Genomic DNA, 23,001 nt, shown 5'->3' on the forward strand with positions numbered 1-23,001 from the left:
TGTGTCATATCAGGCCCTCGTCCGCCTTATGAGGGCCACAACCTAAGGACGGTAATCTCCTGAAGGTGCGCGGGCTCACACTGCTCCTGGGAGCTGCTCTCCTGGCCGCCGTCGCGGCCATGGTGATGGTCCTGCCGGACTCCCCGAACGGCTCACCGGTCTCGACGACCGGCACGCCGCCCGGGGCCGGGAAGGCCACGCCCACCCCCGCGGCACGCGTCTTCAGCGACCCCTGTGGAACGTTCGACACGACGACTCCCACGCCGTACGCCGTCACCGGCTACTGGCTGGTGCCGACCGCCGACCACTGCACCTGGCGCAGCCAGCTCCAGGCGATCCACCGGGTGGGCGGCGACACCGTCGTGCGGCTCGGTTACGGCCTGCAGCCGCGCCCGGTCGACCAGGACGGCTTCGTCATGGACTCGGCCGGCGACGCGCCGGACCCGCGGTACGAGCGGTGCGAGGAGAACGGCATGACCTGCGTGCAGGCCGCCGAGTCCGCGCTCAAGGCCGCCAACCCCGGCAACCGCATCTCCTGGACGTACGTCTACCGCACCGACGAGTCGTTCGGCCCGGGGCTGTTCCGCTGCCCGCAGATGGAGCACCCGATCACCGTCGGGAAGAAGGTGTTCTTCCGGCTGATCGCGCCCGACGACGGCTCGGACGACGCCACCTGCGACTTCAGCTCCCGTGGGCGCGGCTACCACCTCATCCTGATCGACGGCAGCTCCGACGACAGCCTCACCGAGATCCTCGGCCTCGCCGACCGGTTCGCGATGAAGGTCTTCCCCGCACTCCCCGTCGCCCCGCGCGACCGCCTGGTGCCCACCAGGGCCGATCCCCGGCACATCGGCACGCTGACCACGCTGACCCGCCGCATCCTGCAGGACTACGGCGACCGCTTCAAGGACCGCGCCTCGCTCGGCGGGGTCTACCAGCCCTTCGAGCTGCAGTTGCGCAAGTGGCCCGACCCCGCGGAGGTCTCAACCCTCCAGGTCTACGCCGAGCAGCACGACATCGTCGAGCAGGAGCTGCCCGGCAAGCCGATCATGGTGAGCCCGTACCTGGACGCGCGCAAGGACAAGCCGTTCACCTCGACGCCCGCCGAGGTGAGCGCCGGCTTCAAGGAGCTCGCACGCACGGGCGTCGGCATCATCGCCCCCCAGGACAGCCGGGGCACCGGCAAGGTGGGCCTGTACTGGCCCAACCTCAAGGGCACGACCGTGGACGACCGGCTCAAGCCGGTCGTCGGCGACACCTCCTACGGGGACGCCTACCACGGCTCCACCCGCGACTACTACCGGGCGATGGGCGAGGCGCTGGCCGAGCTGCGGGCCGAGGGCGACGACGTCGAGCTGTGGGCCAACGTCGAGGCGTTCGAGCCCGAGGGCGACGGCGCGTGCGAGAACGGCGGGGTGCGCGGCGTCACCGACAAGCAGCGCCTGGACGAGGCGGTCGCGCTCGCCGGGCCGTACGTCTCGAAGATCATCTCCTACAAGTGGAGCAGTTTCTTCACCTGCGGCACCCCGACGCTCGCCGAGCAGGTCGAGAAGGACTGGGACCGGCCCATCCCCATCCAGGCCTTCCCCGGCCGCCGGGGCATCCAGGACGGCATCGAGGTGCGCGGCTACAACCTCGCGCGCGGCACGGTCACGCTGAGCTGGCACGGCGGCGAGGAGCCGCGCGTGGCCGACTCCGGCGCGGTGGGCTGGTCGGACCTCACGCCGATCCCCGGCCTGCCGCCCGCCGTGCAGAAGCTGTGGATCCCGGTCGACTGGTCGACGGTCCCGGAGGGCGCGTGGGTGCGCGTGGAGGTCGCCTCGGCCGACGGGCGCGAGGGCAACGCGCCCGTCTACTTCAACCGCGCGGCCTGAACCGGCCGGTGAGCGGCCACCCGGCGTCACACGGGGCGGTGTAACGTGCGTGCCATGGTCCCGCGAATCCCCGTCAGCGTGGATCTCGTCGTGCTCACCGTGCGGTTCCAGCAGCTCTCCGCGCTGGTCTGGCAGCGCGACCGCCCGCCGTACCAGGGCGGCTGGGCGCTGTCCGGCGGCTTCATCCAGCTTGAGGAGGATCTCCCGGCCGCCGCGGCCCGGGTGCTCGCCGAGCGCGCCGGCCTGCCCGGGGCGCCGATCCACCTGGAGCAGCTCCGCACGTACGGCTACCCCGACCGCGACCCCCGCCAGCGGGTGGTGAGCGTCGCCTACCTCGGCCTGGCCCCCGACCTGCCGGCCTCCACCGAGGCGCACATGAGCTGGCAGCCGGTCTCCTCGCTGGAGTCGATGGCGTTCGACCACCGAAGGATCATGCTCGATGGCATCGAGCGAGCCGGGGCCAAGCTCGAGTACACCTCCCTCGGCGCGGCCTTCTGCCCGGTGGAGTTCACCGTGGCCGACCTGCGCCGGGTGTACGAGATCGTGTGGGGCCGCCCGCTCGACCCTCGCAACTTCCACCGCAAGGTCACCAAGGCCGACGGCTTCCTGGTGCCCACGGGCCGGACGACGACCCGCGACGGCGGCCGCCCCGCGATGCTCTATCGCAGGGGCCCCGCCGAGCTGCTGCACCCCCCCATGCTCCGCCTGGCCGGCTAGCGCCCCGCCGGTGCCCGTGCGCCGCATGGTGGGCTTATCGCCCAATCGGTCCCCGTGCGCCGCCCGGCCGGCTGACCCCCCGGTCCCGTGCCCCGCCTGGCGTTCCACCGCGCGAACCCTCGCCCGGCGCACGGGGTTCCCCCGGCCGGCGGCCCCACGCCCGGCCGCGTCTCGCGGGAGGGCCCCGGACGCCCATAAGGTAAGGTCATGCCGCGATTGCGCCCCATTCTCGATGAGCTGCCCGTGTACCGGCCCGGCAAGGCCGTCGTGGCCGCCGACGGCCGGTCGTTCAAGCTGTCGTCCAACGAGTCCCCTTACGGTCCGCTGCCGTCCGTGCGGGAGGCGATCGCCGCCGCGGCCGGCGAGGTCCACCGCTACCCCGACCCCGCGTGCGTCCGGCTGACCGAGGCCGTGGCCCGGCGCCTCGGCGTACCGCAGGAGCACGTCGCCCTGGGCGCCGGTTCCGTGACCATCGCGCAGCAGCTCTTCGAGACCGTCGGCGAGCCGGGCGCCGAGGTGGTCTACGCCTGGCGCTCGTTCGAGGCCTACCCGCTGCTCGCCGACCTGTCCGGGGTCACCTCCGTGCGGGTGCCGCTGGCGGCCGAGACCCACGACCTCGCCGCGATGGCGGCGGCGGTGACGCCGCGCACGCGCATGGTCCTGGTGTGCAACCCGAACAACCCGACCGGCACGGTCAACCACGGCGCCGAGCTGCGCGGGTTCCTCGACGCCGTGCCCGAGGACGTCCTGGTCGTCCTGGACGAGGCCTACCGCGAGTACGTGCGCGACCCCGGCGTGCCCGACGGCCTCACCCTGTACGCCGACCGTCCCAACGTGGCCGTGCTGCGCACCTTCTCCAAGGCGTACGGGCTGGCCGGCCTGCGGGTGGGTTACCTCGTCGCCCAGGAGCCGGTGGCCTCGGCCGTGCGCAAGACCACGGTGCCCTTCGCGGTCAACAGCCTCGCCCAGGCGGCCGCGATCGCCTCGCTGGAGGCCGAGGGGGAGCTGCTGGAGCGGGTGGAGGCCGTCGTCGCCGAGCGCGCGCGGGTGCGCGAGGGGCTGCTCGGCCAGGGCTGGGAGATCCCGCCGACCGAGGCCAACTTCGTCTGGCTGCGGCTGGGCGGGCGCACGCTGGAGTTCGCCGAGCGCTGCGCGGTCGACGGCGTCGCGGTGCGGCCGTTCGCCGGGGAGGGCGCCCGGGTGTCCATCGGCTCGCCGGAGGCGAACGACGCCTTCCTGTCCGCCGCGGCGGATTTCCGGGCGGCGAACACAGGTTGACCAACCGGTGAGTGAAGTTTCCACACCATGTGGATAACCGGCGCATCACGGAGTGGCGGACATTCCATTTGCGCATCTGAAACCGGGAATTGTCAGGTCCGCGCATGAGCCGGGTTATCCACAGGCTGTGAATGAAAAGCCCGTCCGGGTGCGCCCGGGCGGGCGGCACGACCGGAACCCGGGCCCGCCGCCGGGAAAGAAGACGGGCGTGTTTCGGGCGTGCGGTCCCGCCGGAGATCGGTACGCCTGGGAGCCGCCCGTCGCGGGGCCGGAACCTGCGCCTTCTCGAAACAGGAGGGGCGGTGTCGAGCGTTCGGCCGTCTGGGAAATCGGTGCGCCTGGGAACCGGCCGTCGCCGGGCCGGAGCGGGAGCCGCGCCACGCCTTCCCGAAACAAGAAGGGCGGTAGCGAGCGTTCGGCCGTCTCGGAAATCGGAATGCCGGCAGACGGGGCGTCGCCCGGTCGGAGCCGGGGAACGCGGCCGGTCCGCGGCGGTACGCCGGAACCCGGCCGGATGCGGTGGGAGGCGCCCGGCCGAGTTCGCGGGGTCCCGCCGTCCCGCTAGCGGGGGCCCAGCTTCTCCACGATGAGCCGGTAGAGCTGCCGGGGGCGGCCCGGTTGCGGAGTGCGGTTAGGCGGGAGCGGCCACGCGAGCCCCTCGTCGACCAGCGTGCGCAGCAGCCGCCGAGCCGTGCGCGGAGTCACCGCGAGCATGCGCCCGGCGCTCTCCGCGTCCACGATCGTGTCGCCGCCCTCCAGTTTGGCCGCCAGGCGCGCGAGCACCTCGACGCCCTTGGGCCTTCCCTGCCCCGGTGCCTGCGGAGGCATCCGCGGCGCCGGCACCAGCGTGCGGCCCTCGCGGTCGACCGCGAAGCCCTGGGGCTGCTTGCCGGCCTGGGTCCGCGCCAGGGCGGCCCTGGCGTGGGTCTCGGCGTCGTGGGTGGTGCGTCCCATGCCCACGCCGACCTCGACGGTCAACCCGAGGTCGTCGCGGATGCGCGCCGCGAACGGCAGGACGCGGAACCCGTCGGTCGCCGCGGCCATCGAGCCCCGCGTCGCCGTCACCAGGTAGCTGTGGTCGTCGATCGCCCATACGGCGGCGTTCATCCGGTTGGCTTCCTGGACCAGCAGGCGGTGCAGGGACAGCCTGAGCTCGTCGCGCCAGTATCTCGGAGCCGCCCGCCGCACGGGCTCGCGTAACGTCGGCACCTCGATCAGGACGACGGTCAGCTGGGACTCCTCCAGCCTGTGGTGCGCGCCGAGCAGCGCCGCGGTGTGCAGCGCCGTGCGCACCGCCGAAGAGGTCGGCCGCACCCGCACGGTCGGCACGCCCGCCGCGGTGAGCCGGTCGGCCACCGCCGGCAGGCAGGTCAGGGCACCGGTGGTGCTGCCCTGACGATGCAGCCTCTCGTGGAAGGCCGCCACGGTGCCGGTCGCGCCGGACTCCTCGCGGGTCTGCACCCCCGAGGACGGCAGGCCGAGGTCGGCGTACGCCTCCTCCACCTCAGGCCGGCCCAGCACGTCGACGCTCACCCGGCGCGGGTCGATGCGATCGTCCAGCGCCGCGCGAGCCAGCGCCGCCGTCAGCGCCGGGCCGCCGAGCTGCACGTACGTCGCCGGGATCGTCAGCACGCCCGAACGCTTCGCCAGGTCGTAGGGGACCGGGCTGGCGAACAGGCAGGCGTCCACCCCCGGGCCCAGCCGCACCACCTTGTCGGCGGCCTCCTGTTCGTCACGGTAGGCGGCGGCGACCAGCCGGCACGGAACCGGGGCCGCCGCATGGCCCATGAGCATCACTCTCTCGACCAGGTCGTGGGGTCCCACCACCCCGATGGTTAAGTCTGGGGCCGATGCCCCCACGCGTGACCCTCGCGGAGTTTCTTCGGCCCGCTCGACCAATGTTCGTCCCATCCCGCCATACCTCTGAATCGAGGCCGCCCCGCCTCGCGCCGGCCGGGCCGTGGGTGCTGCCCGATCGCGCACTGGCGTGGCCACCTCTCCCTCCACATCGGTCGATTCCGCCTGGCGGAGACCACCGTGAGACCGCGGTCAAGGCGATTCACAGGGGTTCCCGGGCAGGGTTCGTCGCCCATCCGGTCTAGTCCTCTTTGGAACGATCGCTCGCCGAGGCACTAATGTCACGCCCGGATTTGCCCGACCCCTACCCGGCCATGCCGGCAGGTTATGGGAGACAAGAGCATATGGACTGGTCAGAGGCGGTTTACGGGCAGAGTCACGACGGAGAGGAAATTTCTCTTACCACATCGCCTCCCAGGGCCTTCATCCGCAACGCGAGGTCGTGGTGACCGCGGTCGATGAGATAGCCGGGGGAGACGACGGTCTCGCCCTCGGCCACGAGGCCGGCCAGAATCAGGGCGATTCCCGAACGCAGGTCGTGGGCGGTGACGTCGGTGCCGGTGAGCGGGGTCGGGCCGTGCACGACCGCGCGGCTGCCCTCCACCTCGATGCGCGCGCCCATCTTGTTGAGCTCGCCGGCGAGCGCGAAGCGGCCGTCGAAGATGCGCTCGTGGATGTAGCTGGCGCCGTCGGCCACGCAGGCGACCGTCATGAGCGGCGACTGCAGGTCGGTCGCGAAGCCGGGGTAGGTGTCGGTGATGACGTTGATCGGCCGCAGCTGGCGGTCCTGCCGCACGCTGAGCACCGCGCCGTTGGTAGCGAACTCGACGCCCATCTGCTCCAGCTTCCAGCGGACCACGCCGAGGTGCTCCAGGGACGCGCCCACCAGGTGCACCTCGCCGCCGGTGATCGCGGCGGCCATCGCGAAGACGCCGGCGTCGAGCCGGTCGGGCATGACGCGGTGCTCCACAGCGGTCAGCTCGTCGACGCCCTCGACCGTGATGAAGCCCGTGCCGCCGCCGCTGATGCGCGCGCCCATGCGGCTCAGCATGCTGATGACGTCGAGCACCTCGGGCTCCAGCGCGGCGTTCTCGATGATGGTGGTGCCCTTGGCCAGGGCCGCCGCCATGATGAGGTTCTCGGTGCCGGTGTGCGAGGGCGTGTCGAGGTACAGCGGGGCGCCGGTCAGGCCTGAGGCCTTGACGTGGATGACGCTCTCGCCCTCGTCGACGATCGCGCCGAGCCGCTTGTAGCCGAGGTAGTGGAAGTCGAGGTTGCGGCTGCCGAGGTTGCAGCCGCCCACGCCCTCGATGACGGCCTCGCCGAGACGGTGGAGCAGGGCCGGCACGAACAGCACCGACCCGCGGAACCTGCGGGCGATCTCGGCCGGCAGCACCGGGCTGCTCAGGTTGGAGGCGTCGATGACCAGCGTGCGCTCGGTCTCGTGGAGCTGCACCTTGGCGCCGACGGCCTCCGCCAGTTCGAGGGCACGCCGCACGTCCTCGATGATGGGGACGTTGCGCAGCACCGTCCGGCCCTCGGCGGCGAGCAGGGCCGCGCCGATCATCGGGAGCACGGCGTTCTTGGCTCCCTGGATGAAGGCGGTTCCGCTCAGGGCGTTGCCACCGCGCACGCGGTAACGAACCATATGATGTGGCTCCTTGGAGTCTGGGGAAGTGCGCGCCATACGCGACACGCCGGTCAAGCGGGCGGCGGCGAGGTTATGCGCCAACAGTAGTGCTTTCGGGATGGACGGCTGGCCGCTTTGCCTCCACAGAGCTGCCCCGGAATGTCACCTTTACTCACCGTATGGGCTGATTCGTCGGAACTGTTGGAGAAGCGGCGAGCAGCAGGTTGTTCGCGCGCTGGTCGACGAACCGCGTGACCACCTGCTGTGCGTAGCCGAAAACCATAGCCCACACGAGGATGGATGTCTGGGAGCTGAGGCCCCCGAAACCCGGCACGAACCCGGAGTTGAGGATCAGCAGGCCCAAGATCGCCGTGGCCACGCCGGCGGGCGCCTTCAGCAGGTTCTGCGCCACCGCGAGCGAGTACCTCGTCGACAGCTCCGACCTGGTCGACAGGCTGGCCGCCGTGGCGAGCGCCGCGCCCAGCATGCCGACCAGCGCGACCAGCGGGACGTCGCCCCGGCTGGGCCGCGGGCCGCCGCTCGGGCAGATGAACGTCATCGGGGTCGAGCCGAGGGTGGCGAGGATCGTGCCGTTGCCGCACATAGGGATCGCCCGCGGCCAGACCGCGCCCACGGCGACCAGCGCCGAGACGATGACCGTCAGCGCCATGACCCCGCCGAGCAGCATGTTGCGGAAGCTGCGCACCCGCCCGCTCTCCACGGCGACGGCGTGGTAGGCGGCCCGGAGCACCGACTGCAGCAGCGACCGGTCGCGCTCGTCGACGTCCCCCGCCTCGGCCCGCGCGGCCAGCCGGGTGAGCCGGACGTCGTCGGCGGGCAGGTACGCCTTGGCGGTGGCGAGCACCTCCGGCGTGCGGGCGTTCAGCTCGCCGGCCGGCAGCAGGCCGTACAGCAGGATCGTCGCCCCGTGCAGGTTGGACCAGGCGCCCTCGATGGTCTGCCCGGTCAGCCACCGCCGCCACCCCTGCCGCTCCGCCGCGTACGCCGCGGACTTCTCCAGGTGGCGGACGAGCGCGGCGTGCAGCGCCGCCGTCCCCGGCTCGTGCCGCCGGGCCGCCAGGCAGCGGTCGGCGTCAGCCCGTAAGTCCTCCCCGCGCGCGGCGATGTAGACGCGCCACACCCCCGGCCACTGCGGCCGGTCCCTCTCGGGCACGTTCCCGGCGTCCCGGGGGGACCCCTCGCTCTCCTCGACGGCGGGCTCGGCTGCCATACGATCCTCCCGGTTTCGGCCAATGCCCCCGGCTTACCGCGCCGCCGCCCCCCGCGCCACCCTTTTCACGATCACCGGTCGCATAGCCCAGGGATCAGGCGCGGGCGGCGATGTCGGTGCGGTGGTGGGAGCCGCGGAGGCTGAGGTTGGCCAGCGCCTCATAGGCGGCCCGGCGGGCGGTGGGGATGTCGGGGCCGGTGCCGACGACGTTGAGCACCCGGCCTCCGGCGGAGACCACGCGGCCCTGATCGTCCAGGGCGGTGCCGGCGTGCAGCACGTAGGCGTCCTTCGCGGGGGTGTCGAGGCCCTCGATGAGGTCGCCCTTGACCGGGTCGGCCGGGTAGTCCTCGGCCGCGACCACGACGGTCACCGCCGCGCCGTCGCGGTAGCGGGGGGCGGGCCTCCCGGCCAGGGTGCCGGTGGCGCAGGCGTGCAGCAGGGCGGCCAGCGGCGTCTCCAGGCGGTCGAGCACCACCTGGGTCTCCGGGTCGCCGAACCGGGCGTTGAACTCGATGACCTTGGGCCCCGCCGACGTCAGCGCCAGGCCCACGTACAGCACGCCCGTGTACGGGGTGCCGCGCCGCCGCAGCTCGCCGACGGTCGGCGTCACGACCTCGGCCATCACCCGCTCTGTCAGCCCCTCGGGCGCCCAGGGCAGCGGCGTGTAGGCGCCCATGCCCCCCGTGTTCGGGCCCTGGTCGCCGTCGTAGGCGCGCTTGAAGTCCTGCGCGGGCTGGAGCGGGACGGCGACCGTGCCGTCGCAGAGGGCGAACAGGGAGACCTCCGGGCCGTCGAGGAACTCCTCCACGACCACCCGCCCGCAGGCCGCCGCGTGGGCGAGCGCCTCGGCGCGGTCGGAGGTCACCACGACGCCCTTGCCCGCGGCCAGCCCGTCGTCCTTGACCACGTACGGCGCGCCGAACGCGTCGAACGCGGCCTCGGCCTCCTCGGCCGTCACGCACACACGCGCCCCGGCCGTCGGCACGCCCGCGGCCACCATGACCTCCTTGGCGAACGCCTTGGAGCCCTCCAGTCGGGCCGCCTCCGCGGAGGGCCCGAAGCAGGCGACGCCCGCCGCGCGCACGGCGTCGGCGACGCCGGCGACGAGCGGCGCCTCGGGGCCGATCACGACCAGCTCGGCGCCCAGCCGCTCGGCGAGCGCCACGACCTCGCCGGGGTCGGTCGGCACCACGGGATGGACGGCCGCCACCGACGCGATTCCGGCGTTGCCGGGAGCGCAGTGCAGCTCTGAGACCTGGGGGTCGAGCCCGAGGGCGCGGCAAAGAGCATGCTCACGGCCACCGGACCCAATCACGAGAACGCGCACGTGGGGGAGTCTACGGCCCCCGCCCCCAGCCTCCCGCCCCCGTACACGCACGGCCGCCTTCAGGCAGGTGACGACGGTGGTGTGGTGGTCTCCCGTCCCCCGTGCGCGCGGTCGCCTCCGGGCGCGTGACGAAGGTGATGTGCTGGTGTCTCGCGCCCCTGCCACGCGCACGGTCGCCGCTCGGGAGTGGGTACCGCGCTCCGCCCGCCCACCCCGCCACGCTTCACGGGCTACCCGCTTCCCTCCCGCTCCCGGGCGCGCGGTGTGGCCCGGGTAGGGATCGGGGGTCGGGGCTCGGGGACCCGTGCGTATCGCCCACGGGCGCCAGTGGGGACCGGGGCTCGGTTCGCCGTCACCCCGCATCGTCTCCGGCTCGCGGTTCTCGGTGCCTGGTTGAGGGGCTGCGGGGCCGCACCCGGACGGGGACCCCACATTGTGGAGTTCCATGATCTGGCGGGTGGCGGCGGATGTAAGCTAGGTCGATAGCCCGGACCGTGTTAGGTTGGGGCGGCTTTGGCTGCTTTCGAGCGATTGGAGGTGCAGTCGTTATGACATCTGGCGATCCCAACAGTACGTGCCCACACACGTACGCCGTGCGCATAACCGACCACTCCAATCGGTGCCCGGCCTAGAGCCTTCTTCTCGCGCGTTCGTTCCCGTGACATCTGTCGCGCCGTGCTCGCGCATGCTGGTTCTCCACGCCGGGCGGGAAAGGCACCGCCATGCGTTCCTCCACCCTTTTCCAGCGGATCAACCGGCACCCCCGCCCCGTCCACGTCCGCTTCGGCGCCACGGCCGCCGCGCAGCGGCCCTCGCCGCACCGTGACGTGACCGGCGCCCGTTGCGTCCCCCCGAGCGACTCCCTGGTGGAGTTCGGCGCCTACGTGGGCGGCAAGCGCATCCAGGTCCCCGGCATCCCGGAGGCCGTCGAGCTCGTCCGCGCGCACAACGCCGCCTCCGGCGCGGGCGACGCGTACGTGTGGGTGGGGCTGCACGAGCCCGAGGCCCTGGAGGTCGAGTGGCTGGCCGAGGTCTTCGGCCTGCACCCGCTGGCGGTCGAGGACGCCATCAAGGCGCACCAGCGGCCCAAGGTCGAGCGCTACGGCGACTCCCTGTTCGTCGTGCTGAAGACCATCGCCTACCTCGGCGACGACGACACCTCCGCCACCGGCGAGATCATCGCCACCGGCGAGATCATGCTGTTCGTCGGCTCCGACTTCGTGGTCACCGTCCGCCACGGCCGGCACTCCCCGCTCGCCGAGGTGCGCGCCCGCCTGGAGGCCAAGCCGAAGCTGCTGGCACGCGGCCCCTCCGGCGTGCTGCACGCCATCTCCGACCACGTCGTCGACCGCTACCTCTCGGTGGCCGACCTGATGCAGGCCGAGCTGGAGGAGGTCGAGGCCGCCGTCTTCTCCGACGTCAGCTCGCGCGACATCAGCCGCATCTACCAGCTCAAGCGCGAGATGATCGAGATGAAGCGCGCCGTCACCCCGCTGCGCACCCCGCTCGGCGCGCTCCCGCAGCGCCGCATGATCCCCTCCGAGATGCGCGAGTACTTCCGCGACGTCGTCGACCACCTCTCCCGCGTGTGCGAGCAGGTCGAGTCCTCCAACGAGCTGTGCAACTCCATCCTCCAGGCGGCCCTGGCCCGCACCAACGCCCTGGCCAACGAGGACATGCGCAAGATCTCCGCCTGGGTCGCGATCATCTCCGTCCCCACGATGATCGCCGGCATCTACGGCATGAACTTCGACAACATGCCCGAACTCTCCGCCGCCTGGGGCTACCCCGTGGTCGTCGGCACCATGTTGATCATCTGCACCATCCTCTACCGAGGCTTCCGCCGCAACAGCTGGCTCTGACCTGTACCACCCCGCCCCGCCGCCTGGGCGCCGGCCGTCCGCCGCCCAGGTGTCCGCGGCTCACCCACGCCGCCGCGAGCCCTTCCGGCGGACGGCCCTCGCGCGGCCCGCCCCCGCCCTGGAGCCCTCGGCGGCTGAGGACGACTGCTCGCGCGAGCATGAGGCTGAGGACGACTGCTCGCGCGAGCATGAGATGGAGTGCGTCGAGTGTCGCCCCTGGAAAGCGGGCCGAAGGCGCCGAGGGTCAGACGGGCCAGGACTCGCGGCGCCAGGCGGCGTCCCAGAACATCCACTCGTAGCGGGACGTGGTGGTGAAGTGCTCGCGGGCCTGGGCGCGCTGGGCGTCGGTGGCCTCTTCGCCCGCCTGGTCGGCCAGGGCCACCACGCGGCGGACCACGCCCTGGAAGGCCTCGTCGCCGTACACCGAGATCCAGCGCTGGTAGAGGGGGTCGGGGGAGGATCGTTCGAGCAGCGCCTCGCCCACGCGGGCGTAGATCCAGTAGCAGGGGAGGACGGCCGCGAGGCCGTCCAGGAACGAGCCTCCGTACACGGTCGCCAGCAGGTAGCTGGTGTACGCCCGGGTGGTCGGGCCGACGGGCAGGGCGGCTGCCTGCTCGGCGGTGCCGCCCAGGCCTTCCATGAAGGCGGCGTGCATCTCCTGTTCGGCGGCGATGGCGCCCACGGCGTCGCTCGCGAAGGCCCGCACGCCGTCGTCGCTCGGCGCCCGGGCGGCGCAGACCGCCAGCGCGCGGGCGTAGTCGCGCAGGTAGTGGGAGTCCTGCACCACGAAGTGCCGGAACGCGTCCCGGGGCAGCGACCCGTCGACCAGGCCGGTGATGAAGGGGTGGTCGAGGATGGCCGAGTAGATCGGCGCGATCCCGTCCCACATCTCGCGGCTGAGCGGCGGCCGTCCGGTGGCATGCCCGGACGCCGGGGCGGACGAGGACAGGGTGACTTCAGACGTCATCAGGACTGACTCCCTACGCCGGCATGACCCGGTCAGGTTCGAGCGGTCTGCGGCCGTGTCAGCCGCACTCTCAGTCCGGTACGCCGGACTCCCGCGTTCTGTCGCAACGAGACTAGCGCGTCCGCCCCCACTTAAATCCAGGAGGGCTCCAAGCCGGGCGGGCCGACCAGAGGGCCCGTCCGCGCCGGGGCGGGGTGATCACAGGGGTCGGATTCCTCCCCGGGGGCTCCGTAGCTCACGCCTCGTATAGCGGAAAAGCCGTCACGGCCACGCGGCGCCCTTCGCGGGGCTACCCTCGAAGCAGGTGATGGTGAATTGCTCGACACCGTAGTGGTTCCAGACTTCTGCGGCGTCCAGGCGCTCAACGCCTGGCTGGCCGGTCACGAAGTCGGCGTCCTGCTCCAAGGGCCCGACCCCGACAGTCCGCACCCGGTCATGCACGGCATCGTGGTCGCCCAGGAGCCGCCACCCGGCACCCGTGTGGACAGATGGGACACCGTGACGGTGTGGGTCCGTCACGAGCCCGGCGACGAAGGCGGCGTCCGGGAACCGCGCGGGCCGATCCCGCCCCTCCAGGCCTTCAGCCTCGAACCGCCCGTGGACCCCGGCCCTGCCTGACCCCGAAAACCGATCCCCCCGCGGCGGGGCCGGCGTCTACGGTAAGGGGCTGTCGTGTCGAAGTGGCCCCGGGGGTTGGCGATGGCGGTGGACGAACACGTGGACGCGCTGGTCGAGGTACTGGCCGGGCATCGGCCCCTGACGGACGTCGAGGCCGCCGACCTGGAACGGGCGCGGGCGCTGCCCGCGGCGGGTGACCCGTGGCACCGGTCGACGGCCCTGCACGTCACGGTGTCGGCCCTGGTGGTGCATCCGCCCACGCGGCGGGTGCTGCTGCGCTGGCACGCGCGCCAGCAGGCCTGGCTCCAGGTGGGCGGGCACGCGGACCCTGGCGAGGTCGACCCGCTCGCCGTCGCGTCACGCGAGGCGCGGGAGGAGACGGGGCTGGCGGACCTCACGCCATGGCCCGGCCCGGAGCTCGTGCACGTCGTCATCGTGCCGGTGGCCGCCGGTGGACGGGAGCCGGCGCACGAGCACGCCGACCTGCGGTACGTCCTCGCGACGAGCACGCCCGACGCGGTGAGGCCGGAGAACCCGGAAGCCCGGCTCCGCTGGCTTTCGGTGGCCGAGGCCGGTGCGCTCACCCCCGAGCCCAACGTCCGCGAGACGCTGTCCCGCCTCGACCGCCTCTTCGACCTGCACGAATCCTGAACCCGCGGCGAGCCGGCGGCTTGGCGGTCTCCGCGGAGCGCCCGAGTTCACGGGATCGGGCGGGTGACGGCGGCGGCGTGGCGCGTGGGCCGGGTGTCTGGGGTGGCGTCGTGTTTGATCGCGCTGTGGTCGGGCGTCCCGGGGCTCGGGATCGGGCGGTGACGGCGGGGCGTGGCGCGTCGGCCGGGTGTGCGGGGCGGCGTCGCGCTTGATCGCACCGCGGCCGGCCGTGCCGCGCCGACGGCGCGGCCGGCCGCGGGCGGGCGTTGGGGCGACGCCGCCGGGACGGTGGCCGGTCCTGGGGGCCGATGCCATCCCGGCGGTATCGCGTGTCGATATGTTGGCGTTAACAACTGTGGTCGTCAAGGGGCTCCCCGCGCCTTGGCGGCTCATCACGGGTGACCTGGGATGGGCGCCGGGGTGGCCGGGCGAAGCCGTGAAACGTTCAGGTAGGCCTGAATGCCTGCTGGTATGAGCAGTGGTGATTCGTCGAGGCGTGGACGGGTGTTGACAGGGTTGCCGGAGCGGCTTACGAATGTGTTCCGCACTGGGAGCACTGACGCATTGTGATGTGCGCTTGTTAGCGCACACAGGTGATGCGGAACGCTCATGAGTGCGACCGCGAGCGTCCCGCCCGTGCCGCAGTGGCGGGAAGTCCCCGTGTCCCTGTTCCGGAGCCGCCAGGAGGTCGTTCCCGCTGCCAGATCCTTGTTCGCCCGGCCGCTGACCCGGGGGGCCGCGCGACCCAGGTGGTCGTGCGGTCCACGCTCCCTTGTGCGGTCCGCGCTCCCTGTGCGGTCCGCGTCCCTATGCGGTCCGCACCCTGTGCGGTCCGCGTTCGCGCGAACGTGACGCGCCGGGGGACGGCCCGCGCCGGTGTCTCACCGCCGCCGTGCGGCCCGCCCGGTCAGCGCCGTCTTCCCCCGATGTCGTCTCGACCGAGAGGCCGCCTCAGATGGACAGATCACCAGCACCGCCCGCGCGCCCCCGCCGTCACCGGCTCGTCGCCGTCCTCGCGACGGCCGTCACCGCGCTGGCGGTGTGCCAGGCGGCGATCGCCGCGGGGCCGGCGGCCGCGGCGGACGCCGCCCCGGCCGTCCGCCCGGTGGCCGCCCCCACCACGCCGCCGTCGTCGTACCCCAACCCCGGCTACGTCACCGGCGACGTCAACGTGCACGACCCCGAGGTGACCAAGACCCCCGGCGGGACCTACCTGCTCGCGTACACCGGCAACAACGTCTCGCTGAAGACCTCGACCGACCGGACCGCCTGGCGCAACGCCGGGTCGGCGTTCCCGGGCGGCGTCCCCTGGGCGCATCCGTACACCAACGGAAGCAACACGGTGTGGGCCCCGGACATCACCTACGTCAACGGCCGGTACGTCATGTACTACTCGGCCTCCACCTTCGGCTCCAACCGCTCGGCGATCTTCCTGGCCACCAGCACCAGCGGCGCGGCGGGATCGTGGACCAACCAGGGTCTGGTCATCGAGACTCGGACGTCGGACAACTTCAACGCCATCGACCCCAACCTGGTCATCGACGACCAGGGCCGCTGGTGGCTGAGCCTGGGCTCGTTCTGGTCGGGCATCAAGCTCGTCCAGCTCGACCCGGCGACCGGCAAGCGGTCGAACAGCACGATCCGTAGCATCGCCGGCCGGGGCGGCGGCGCCATCGAGGCGCCCACCATCATGCGCCGGGGCGGCTACTACTACCTGTTCGTCTCGTTCGACACCTGCTGCCGGGGCGCCTCAAGCACCTACCGGGTCATGGTGGGCCGCTCCACCTCGGTCACCGGCCCGTACACCGACCGCAACGGGGTGGCGATGACCTCCGGGGGCGGCACCCAGGTGCTGGCCGGCCACGGAAGCATCCACGGCCCCGGCCACCAGGCCGTCCTGGCCGACAACGACGGCGACGTGCTGTTCTACCACTGGTACGCCAACGACAACTCCTCCCGTCTCGGCATCAACCTGCTCGGCTGGGACTCGGCGGGCTGGCCGTTCGTGTACTGACCTCGGCGGCGACCCGGTCGATCGCGGGCCCCAGGAACCCGCGCGACAGGCGCGCCCGGCGGCCGAGCCACTCAGGCGAGGCCGGGCCGGGGTCGTCGTACCGGCGGCGCCTGATGTCGTCGACGACCTCGGCGGGCGCGCCCAGCTCGCGCAGCACGCCGAGCGCCTGGCCCTTGGTGATCAGCGTTCCGTCCCGCAGGGTCACCGACGCCCTCGCGAGGGTCAGCAGCCCGAGGTCGACCCAGATGTCCTCCAGCCACCGCTCAGGGTGGTCCAGCGCCGGCCGCCAGAAGGTCGTCAGGTCCTCGACGACGAAGGCCGCGAGCTGCTCGGCGGGCACCGGCGGTAGCAGCGCCGCCGGCGCCTCGCCGTGCAGCACCAGCCCGAACTCGTGCAGCTCCCGCCGGGAGATCGGCGTCACCGGGCGGCGGAACAGCTCCTCGTGTGCCCAGACCAGATGGTCGCGGGCGGGATCGGCCAGCTCGCCGGCGGCGAGATAGCCGCAGTGCAGGTGGGACGCCAACGGCTCCGCGCCGGTCAGGTTCTCGTGCGTCTCGACGAGCCGCCGCTCCTCGCCGGGACGGCACGGCCGTTCGAGGACGGCCACCAGGTCGAGGTCGCTGCGGCCCTCCTGGTAGTCGCCGCCGGCCAGGGACCCGTGCGCCCATACCGCGACGACCGGCACGATCGACCGGATATCAGTGACGAAGCGGTCGAGCAGCCGTGCGGTGCGTTCGTCTGCCATGCGGCCAGTCTGCGCGACCGGCCCTCGGCCCGCGCGCCGGACGCCGGTATGCGGGGACGTTCAGAGCGTGCCGACGAACGCCTCGGCCTCGGCCTGGCCCATGCCGGTCTCGCCGCGTACGAGGTAGACGGCCTGCTCCGCGCGGCCGGTGGCCTTCAGCTCGCGCACGCGGGTCGCCAGGTCGGCGCGGGGGGCGTCCTGGGGGGAGCGGGGCGCGTCCTGGGGCGAAAGGAGCGCGCCCGGCCGGAAGCGCGCCATGTTGGGGTGGCTCCACAGGGGATGCCCCACCGCCACGGCGTCCACGACGTCCTTGGCCTCTTTCAGGCCGAGCCCGACGTGGGTGCGCAGCTCCTTGATCGCCTCGATCTTGCGTCCTCGGTGCGTCAGTTGCGTGACGAGCCGTTCGAGATCCTCGGGCGAAGGAGGCATGACGGGCGTGCCGCCGCCCGCCTGGCGCGCGCCTTTGACGACGCCGACGACCACCACCAGGACGACCGCGAGCAGGATTACCAGGATCGCGAGCTCGAGGGGCCCGAAGGACGGCATGCGCGCATCGTATGACCGTCACCCGCGCGCCGTACAGAGCCGGGCCTGTGGCTGGATTCCTCTCATGCGCCACAGCCGTCTCGGCGGCACCGGCCCCGACATCCCGGTGCTCGTCCTCGGCTCCGGCGAGACGATCACTGGCATGCCGGAGGCCCGGTGGCGGCTTCACAGGCCACGGGCGGGGGGAGGGCTTCGTGGGTCACAGGTAGAGGCAGAACGGGTGCCCGGCGGGGTCGAAGCAGACGCGGACGTCGTCCTGGGGCTGGAAGTCGGCGAGCACGGCGCCCGCCGCCCGCGCGTACGCCACGGCGGCCTCCAGGTCGTCCACCTTGATCTCCAGGTGCATCATCATCTGCTGGGCGTCCGCGACGGCGGGCCAGGTGGGCCGGGTGTAGGCCGTCTCGGTCTGGAACGCCAGGCCGCGCCCGCCGTCGGGCGCGCTGAGCTTCACCCAGTCGGACTCGTCCTCCTCGACCTTCCAGCCCAGCAGCCGGACGTAGAAGGCGGCCAGTTCACGTGCGTCGGGCGCGTCGAGGGTGGTGCCCGTCAGTGTCATCGAAGGGTGCTCCGTCACGGCTGACAGCCTAGACGCGGCTCTCAGCCCGCTTCGTCGAAACCCGGGGCGGGGTGTCGCGCGACGACGGCGGGACACCGGGCGACGAGGGAGGGTCAGGGGACGATGCGCAGCTCGGGCCGGTGGTCAGGGAGGCCGAGGAGCTCGCGGACGCGCGAGACGTGCCAGGCGAGCTGGGCGGCCAGTTCGACCATGCCGAGCCCGGTGTCGGCCACCGCCAGCTCGAAGGCCTGCCGCAGCAGCACCGGGTGCTCGCCCGGGTAGCCGGTGATCGGCTCGCCCGCGAAGCCCGGCTGGTCGCGCAGGGCCTTGAGCCGCTGGTAGGCGCGGCCGGACGAGGAGTCCGACAGCAGGCCCACCTCGCGGCAGCGGTACAGCAGGGAGTCGACCGAGACGCCCCACACGTGCCGCAGCTCCGCCAGGCGGCGCAGGTCGAGGCGCCGGGGCAGCTCCGGCAGGATGCTGTCGCGCGGGGTCAGGAACTCGGCCGCGAACGTGTCGGCCTCGCGTTCCTGCTGGGCGTCCCCGGCGGCCGTGTCGCCGTGCAGCACCAGGTGCCCCAGCTCGTGGGCGGCGGTGAAGCGGTAGCGGTGGATGTCGTCGAACCGGTTGGCGGTGAGCACCACGATCGGCCGGGGGAGCTGTGAGGTCGAGAAGGCGTCGACGGTCGTGGCGTCCTCGTCGGGCGGGGGCAGCACCACGACGATGCCGTGGGCCTCCATGTGCCGCACCAGGTGCGAGATCGGCCCGGTGCCGAGCCCCCAGTGACGGCGCAGCGCCCGCGCGGCGGCGGCCGGCTCGCGCGGCAGGTCGACGCCGGAGTGCACCTCGCCGCCGGAGAACCCCGGCAGGTCGACGTGCGGCAGCCGCACCCGTTTCTCCAGGGCGTGGGTCAGCTCCCACACCTGCTCGACGAAGGCGACCGCCTTGGCGCGCTGGTGGACGCGGGTGGAGCGCAGGCTGCGGAAGTGCGCCATGGAGCCGTCGAGCTTGCCGTGCGGCCGGCCCGACAGGAAGAACGCCAGCGGGACGCCGAGCGCGCCGGCCAGGCGCGGGATGAGGTGCGGCCGGGGATGGGTCATGCCGGTCTCGTACTGCCCGACCGCAGCCGGGGTGACGCCCACCCGCTCGGCGAGGTCCTTCTTGGTCATCCCGGCGAGCCGCCGCGCCTGCGTGAGCCGCGCCTGGTCGAAGGCGTCGGCCACCGCCTGCGGCGTCGGGCCGCGGCGGGCGTCGGCGGAGGTGTCGAAGAGGCGGGTCTGGCCGCGGCCGGACCTACGCTCGCTCATCGGCGGCGATCGGCGTCTCGTCGGGTGCCTCGCTGTCGACCGGGAACAGCGCGCCGTTGCCGCGCTCGGCGGCGGGCCGCCCGACGATGGTCAGGTCGGGCTCGGCGCCGTGGTCGAAGCGCTCGGCCGCGCCCGGCTCGGCGGCGGGCAGCGCCATCCACGGCAGAGCGGTGAGCAGCGGGATCTGCTCGCAGTGCAGCCAGTGGATCCTGCCCATGTCGTCGATCAGCTCGGCCTCTCCCCAGTAGAGCTTGAGCAGGCTGGCCTGGGCGTTGGCGGCGTACGCCACCGGGATGAGGCGGGTGTCGTCGGGAAGCTGCGCCAGCACCGGGCGGATCTCGGCGCGCTCGGCCTCGTCGTCGCCCTCGTCGAGGGCGAGGTCGAGCACCTCCTGGAAGTAGCGGGTCTGCGGGCCGAAGCGGGTGAACAGCTCGCGGACCAGGGCGGACACCCGCCCGTCGCCCACCCGCGCCTCGCTGATGGGCGTCGTGTCGTCGTCGGCGTACCGGAAGGGCAGGAACAGGTTGCCGTCGAGCACGACCAGATGGTGGGGCGAGCCGAACGGCCGGACGACCTGGAAGCCGGGCTCGTGCTTGAAGCCGTCGACGAGCGCCTCGTAGCGCCGGGCCATCAGCGTGGAGCCGTAGGCGTACCGCTTTTCGCTGCGCGAGGAGCGCTGGGCGTCCTGCGCGTTGCCGGCGGCCTCCAGCAGGGACGCGGCGAGCTGCCCGCGCACCGACTCGGCGCGGTCGCCGAACCGCTCGGCGGCCCAGCGGGAAATCTGCGGCTCTGCGTGCATCGGTGACCTCCGGTCCGCGGCGTGACGTCTGTCAGATGATCGGCGCTGCCACTTCAGTTCTCCGCACCATACTCCCGCCGGCACTCCAGTTGATGTTGTGACGCGCCGGCGCGGAGGGGCGCGGGCCTCAGGCGGGCGTCGGGCGCAGCGCGGCGACCGGTTCGGGGAGGGGCAGGCCGCGTGCGGCCCACAGCTCCCGCAGGACGTCGGGGTAGTCGGTGACGATGGCACGGACCCCGAGGTCGATCATGCGCGACGCCTCCTCGGCGTCGTTGACCGTCCACACCGCCACCGGCAGCCCCGCGGAGCCGGCCTGGGCCATCAGGTGCTCGTCCACGAGCACGCGGTCGGGGGACAGGGTGGTCGCGCCCACCGACGCGGCGGCGGCCGCGATGTCGCCGCCGAAGTCGGCGTGATGGTCGAGCCCCAGCCACTCGGGCCGGAGCGTCGGCTTCTCCACCAGGGCGTAACGCGCGGGCACGAGGTCTTCGGCGACGCGCAGCACGCGCCAGTCGAAGCTGAGGATCGCCGAGCCGTCGAGCCTGCCGTGCCGGTCGAGCTCGGCCACGACCCGCTCGGTGAACTCCAGGGGATCGCCCGACAGGTCGGGCCGGGTGGGGTCGGACTTCAGCTCGACGTTCAGCCGGACGTCGTCGGCGCCGTACGCGCCCACCAGGGCCAGGACGGAGCCCAGCGTGGGCATGCGGGTGCCGGGCACCGGCACCTGGGTGCGGGCGAAGCGGTCGTTCGCCGACCTCGGATGCCGCACGCCGACGTCCAGCGTGCGCAACTGTGTCATCGACAGCGAGCGGATGGGCTTGCCGACGTAGGGGAACGCGGGGTCACCCGGGGTGGCCGGGACGGTGTCGGCGCTGGTCACCGCCGACACGGTGAGATCGTGCGTCAGGACGAGCTGACGGTCGGCGGTCAGCGCGACGTCGAGCTCGATCGCGTGGACGCCGAGCTCGAGCGCGTGGACCATGCCGGGGAGCGTGTTCTCCGGGCGAAGGCCCCGTGCGCCCCGGTGGCCGTGTATCTCCACCTGCACAATGGCGCACCCTATCGGTCACCCGCCCGGGCCATGGTGAGGCGGGGCCGTCCGAAGCGCCCATCGGCCCGTGCGGTCTGCCCGGGCCGGCGGCGCCGGGGCCGCCGGCCGGCCGCCGCTCAGATCAGCGGGCGGATGGTGAGGGTCTGGTCGCGCCCGGGGCCGACGCCGATCGCCGAGATCGGGGCGCCGCTCATCTCCTCCAGCGCACGCACGTAGTCCTGGGCGTTCTTCGGCAGGTCGTCGAACGACTTGGCCTCGGTGATGTCCTCGTCCCAGCCCGGCAGCTCCTCGTAGATCGGCCTGGCGTGGTGGAAGTCGGTCTGGGTCATCGGGATCTCCTCGTGGCGCGTGCCGTCGACGTCGTAGGCGACGCAGACCGGGATGCGCTCCAGGCCCGACAGCACGTCGAGCTTGGTGAGGAAGAAGTCGGTGAGGCCGTTGACCCGCGTGGCGTACCTGGCGATGATCGCGTCGAACCAGCCGCAGCGGCGGTCGCGGCCGGTGGTGACGCCGTACTCGCCGCCGGTCTGGCGCAGCCACTCGCCCATGTCGTCGGTCAGCTCGGTGGGGAACGGCCCGGAGCCGACGCGCGTGGTGTAGGCCTTGAGGATGCCGATCACCCGGGTCAGCCGGTTCGGCGGCACGCCCGCGCCGACGCACGCCCCGCCCGACGTCGGCGAGGAGGAGGTCACGAAGGGGTAGGTGCCGTGGTCGATGTCGAGCAGCGTGCCCTGGCCGCCTTCGAGCAGCACGACCTTGCCCTGGTCGAGCGCCTGGCTGAGGACGAGCGAGGTGTCGGCGATGTGCGGCGTGAGGCGCTCGGCGTAGCCGAGGTACTCCTCCAGCACCTGGGCCGGGTCGATGCCCCTGCGGTTGTAGACCTTGGTGAGCACCTGGTTCTTCTCGCCCAGCGCCACCTCGATCTTCTTGCCCAGGATGCCGGGGTCGAGCAGGTCCTGCACGCGGACGCCCATGCGGGCGATCTTGTCGCCGTAGGCAGGGCCGATGCCGCGCCCGGTGGTGCCGATGCGGGCCTTGCCGAGGTAGCGCTCGGTCACCTTGTCGAGGGCCTTGTGGTGGGGCATGATCAGGTGCGCGCTCGCCGAGATCAGCAGGCGCTCGCACGTGATGCCGCGCTCCTTGAGCCCGTCGATCTCCGACAGCAGCACGCCGGGGTCGATGACGACGCCGTTGCCGATCACCGGCACGACGTCGGGCGACAGCACGCCCGTGGGCAGCAGGTGCAGCGCGTACTTCTGGTCGCCGATCACCACCGTGTGACCGGCGTTGTTCCCGCCCTGGTAGCGGACGACGTAGTCGACCTCGCCGCCCAGCAGGTCGGTGGCTTTACCTTTGCCCTCATCGCCCCACTGGGCGCCCACGAGAACGACAGCCGGCATGGTTAACTCCCGGACAAGCGATACGAAAACCCCTGGCGCAAGTGCGACAGGGGCTCTTGCGTAGAGAGACTACCCGAGCCGGGTGACGAGGCCCAAGCGCGGCTTACGGGGAGGTCAGCACCTTGGCCGCGGTGGCGCTGCTGTCACGCAGGAACTGGGCGCACCGCTCGGCCTCGTCCTTCTCGCCGATGGCCTGAGCCGCGCGGCTCAGCGCGTGCAGGCAGCGCAGGAAGCCCTGGTTGGGCTCGTGCTCCCAGGGAATCGGCCCGTGCCCCTTCCACCCGGCCCTGCGCAGCTGGTCGAGCCCCCGGTGGTAGCCGGTGCGCGCGAAGGCGTACGAGGTCACCGCGTGGCCGGCGGTGAAGTACTCGTCGGCCAAGATCGCCCAGGCCGCGGCGTAGGCCGGGAAGCGGGCGGCGACGTCGCTGGCTTTGGCACCGGACTCCAGCGCCTCCCTCGCTTCGGGGGTGTCCGGCAGGTGTGCGGGCGGAGGCCCCGCGAAAAGGTTCTCGTGCGTATCCATGAGCACAGTCTGGCCTGTGTTCCGGCTGTCTGGTCATACCGCCTTCTG

The 23,001-nt window shown here is 72.6% G+C and carries 20 protein-coding genes and 1 riboswitch; of the genes, 7 read left to right on the forward strand and 13 right to left on the reverse strand.

The genetic code is table 11. The annotated features are described in order from the left end of the window. Positions 1 to 65: 65 nt before the first annotated feature. The 3 genes from PYR91_RS14385 to hisC all read left to right on the forward strand — a co-directional run bounded on the left by PYR91_RS14385 (position 66) and on the right by hisC (position 3,869). A complete protein-coding gene (locus tag PYR91_RS14385) occupies positions 66 to 1,874 on the forward strand; it encodes a DUF4434 domain-containing protein (protein ID WP_279780263.1) in 1,809 nt (602 codons plus the stop codon). A gap of 54 nt (positions 1,875 to 1,928) precedes the next feature. Beyond that, positions 1,929 to 2,591 (forward strand): NUDIX domain-containing protein, encoded by a 663-nt coding sequence (locus PYR91_RS14390; protein WP_279780264.1) that lies wholly within the window; start codon positions 1,929 to 1,931, stop codon positions 2,589 to 2,591. Positions 2,592 to 2,798: 207 nt separating this feature from the next. Next, entirely contained in the window at positions 2,799 to 3,869 is a 1,071-nt protein-coding gene (hisC, locus tag PYR91_RS14395) for a histidinol-phosphate transaminase (protein WP_279780265.1), read from the forward strand. A gap of 561 nt (positions 3,870 to 4,430) precedes the next feature. Here the strand turns inward: hisC and PYR91_RS14400 are convergent. The 4 genes from PYR91_RS14400 to purD all read right to left on the reverse strand — a co-directional run bounded on the left by PYR91_RS14400 (position 4,431) and on the right by purD (position 9,914). Beyond that, the gene (locus PYR91_RS14400) at positions 4,431 to 5,663 is read right to left on the reverse strand and encodes a transcriptional regulator (RefSeq protein WP_279780381.1); all 1,233 of its coding nucleotides are present in this window, start codon (positions 5,661 to 5,663) and stop codon (positions 4,431 to 4,433) included. A 439-nt stretch (positions 5,664 to 6,102) separates the two neighbouring features. Then, on the reverse strand, positions 6,103 to 7,374 hold the full coding sequence (gene murA, locus PYR91_RS14405; RefSeq protein WP_279780267.1) for a UDP-N-acetylglucosamine 1-carboxyvinyltransferase: 1,272 nt from the start codon (positions 7,372 to 7,374) through the stop codon (positions 6,103 to 6,105). Positions 7,375 to 7,528: 154 nt separating this feature from the next. Next, positions 7,529 to 8,587: a hypothetical protein gene (locus PYR91_RS14410; protein WP_279780268.1), complete on the reverse strand. Its 1,059-nt coding sequence runs from the start codon at positions 8,585 to 8,587 to the stop codon at positions 7,529 to 7,531. Between the two features lie 94 nt (positions 8,588 to 8,681). Beyond that, positions 8,682 to 9,914 (reverse strand): phosphoribosylamine--glycine ligase, encoded by a 1,233-nt coding sequence (gene purD, locus PYR91_RS14415; protein WP_279780269.1) that lies wholly within the window; start codon positions 9,912 to 9,914, stop codon positions 8,682 to 8,684. A 722-nt stretch (positions 9,915 to 10,636) separates the two neighbouring features. Between purD and corA the strand changes: the two genes are divergently transcribed. Then, positions 10,637 to 11,776, forward strand: a complete 1,140-nt coding sequence (gene corA / locus PYR91_RS14420) for a magnesium/cobalt transporter CorA (RefSeq protein WP_279780270.1) — start codon at positions 10,637 to 10,639, stop codon at positions 11,774 to 11,776. Between the two features lie 244 nt (positions 11,777 to 12,020). On the opposite strand, the gene tenA is transcribed toward corA, so the two are convergent. Then, entirely contained in the window at positions 12,021 to 12,743 is a 723-nt protein-coding gene (gene tenA / locus PYR91_RS14425; RefSeq protein ID WP_279780271.1) for a thiaminase II, read from the reverse strand. Then, positions 12,737 to 12,848: riboswitch (TPP riboswitch) on the reverse strand. It overlaps the preceding gene by 7 nt. A gap of 210 nt (positions 12,849 to 13,058) precedes the next feature. Here tenA and PYR91_RS14430 point away from each other — a divergent pair. From PYR91_RS14430 to PYR91_RS14440, 3 genes are all read left to right on the forward strand, one after another. Then, the gene (locus PYR91_RS14430; protein ID WP_279780272.1) at positions 13,059 to 13,361 is read left to right on the forward strand and encodes a PASTA domain-containing protein; all 303 of its coding nucleotides are present in this window, start codon (positions 13,059 to 13,061) and stop codon (positions 13,359 to 13,361) included. A gap of 54 nt (positions 13,362 to 13,415) precedes the next feature. After that, entirely contained in the window at positions 13,416 to 14,012 is a 597-nt protein-coding gene (locus PYR91_RS14435) for an NUDIX domain-containing protein (RefSeq protein WP_279780273.1), read from the forward strand. Between the two features lie 955 nt (positions 14,013 to 14,967). After that, positions 14,968 to 16,026 carry an arabinan endo-1,5-alpha-L-arabinosidase gene (locus PYR91_RS14440; protein WP_279780275.1) on the forward strand — a complete coding sequence of 353 codons (1,059 nt, stop codon included), beginning with the start codon at positions 14,968 to 14,970 and terminating at the stop codon, positions 16,024 to 16,026. Here PYR91_RS14440 and PYR91_RS14445 read toward each other — a convergent pair. The 8 genes from PYR91_RS14445 to PYR91_RS14480 all read right to left on the reverse strand — a co-directional run bounded on the left by PYR91_RS14445 (position 15,980) and on the right by PYR91_RS14480 (position 22,953). Then, positions 15,980 to 16,771, reverse strand: coding sequence for a nucleotidyltransferase domain-containing protein (locus tag PYR91_RS14445; RefSeq protein WP_279780277.1), 792 nt, complete (start codon positions 16,769 to 16,771; stop codon positions 15,980 to 15,982). The two genes, PYR91_RS14440 and PYR91_RS14445, sit on opposite strands and share 47 nt — an antisense overlap. Positions 16,772 to 16,831: 60 nt before the next feature. Then, positions 16,832 to 17,317: a ribosomal protein L7/L12 gene (locus tag PYR91_RS14450; protein ID WP_279780279.1), complete on the reverse strand. Its 486-nt coding sequence runs from the start codon at positions 17,315 to 17,317 to the stop codon at positions 16,832 to 16,834. Between the two features lie 199 nt (positions 17,318 to 17,516). Beyond that, complete coding sequence (locus tag PYR91_RS14455) at positions 17,517 to 17,891, reverse strand: VOC family protein (RefSeq protein ID WP_279780280.1); 375 nt, start codon at positions 17,889 to 17,891, stop codon at positions 17,517 to 17,519. 95 nt (positions 17,892 to 17,986) lie between these two features. Continuing rightward, on the reverse strand, positions 17,987 to 19,180 hold the full coding sequence (locus PYR91_RS14460; RefSeq protein WP_279780282.1) for an XRE family transcriptional regulator: 1,194 nt from the start codon (positions 19,178 to 19,180) through the stop codon (positions 17,987 to 17,989). Beyond that, positions 19,167 to 19,979, reverse strand: coding sequence for a hypothetical protein (locus PYR91_RS14465; protein ID WP_279780284.1), 813 nt, complete (start codon positions 19,977 to 19,979; stop codon positions 19,167 to 19,169). Before PYR91_RS14465 ends, PYR91_RS14460 begins: the two co-directional genes overlap by 14 nt. Positions 19,980 to 20,106: 127 nt before the next feature. After that, complete coding sequence (locus PYR91_RS14470; RefSeq protein WP_279780286.1) at positions 20,107 to 21,027, reverse strand: glycerophosphodiester phosphodiesterase family protein; 921 nt, start codon at positions 21,025 to 21,027, stop codon at positions 20,107 to 20,109. 119 nt (positions 21,028 to 21,146) lie between these two features. Then, positions 21,147 to 22,430: an adenylosuccinate synthase gene (locus PYR91_RS14475; protein WP_279780287.1), complete on the reverse strand. Its 1,284-nt coding sequence runs from the start codon at positions 22,428 to 22,430 to the stop codon at positions 21,147 to 21,149. 103 nt (positions 22,431 to 22,533) lie between these two features. Further along, positions 22,534 to 22,953, reverse strand: coding sequence for a DUF3151 domain-containing protein (locus tag PYR91_RS14480; RefSeq protein ID WP_279780289.1), 420 nt, complete (start codon positions 22,951 to 22,953; stop codon positions 22,534 to 22,536). Positions 22,954 to 23,001: the final 48 nt, after the last annotated feature.

This window comes from Sphaerisporangium sp. TRM90804 (genome assembly GCF_029846175.1).
GTDB lineage: Bacteria > Actinomycetota > Actinomycetes > Streptosporangiales > Streptosporangiaceae > Sphaerisporangium.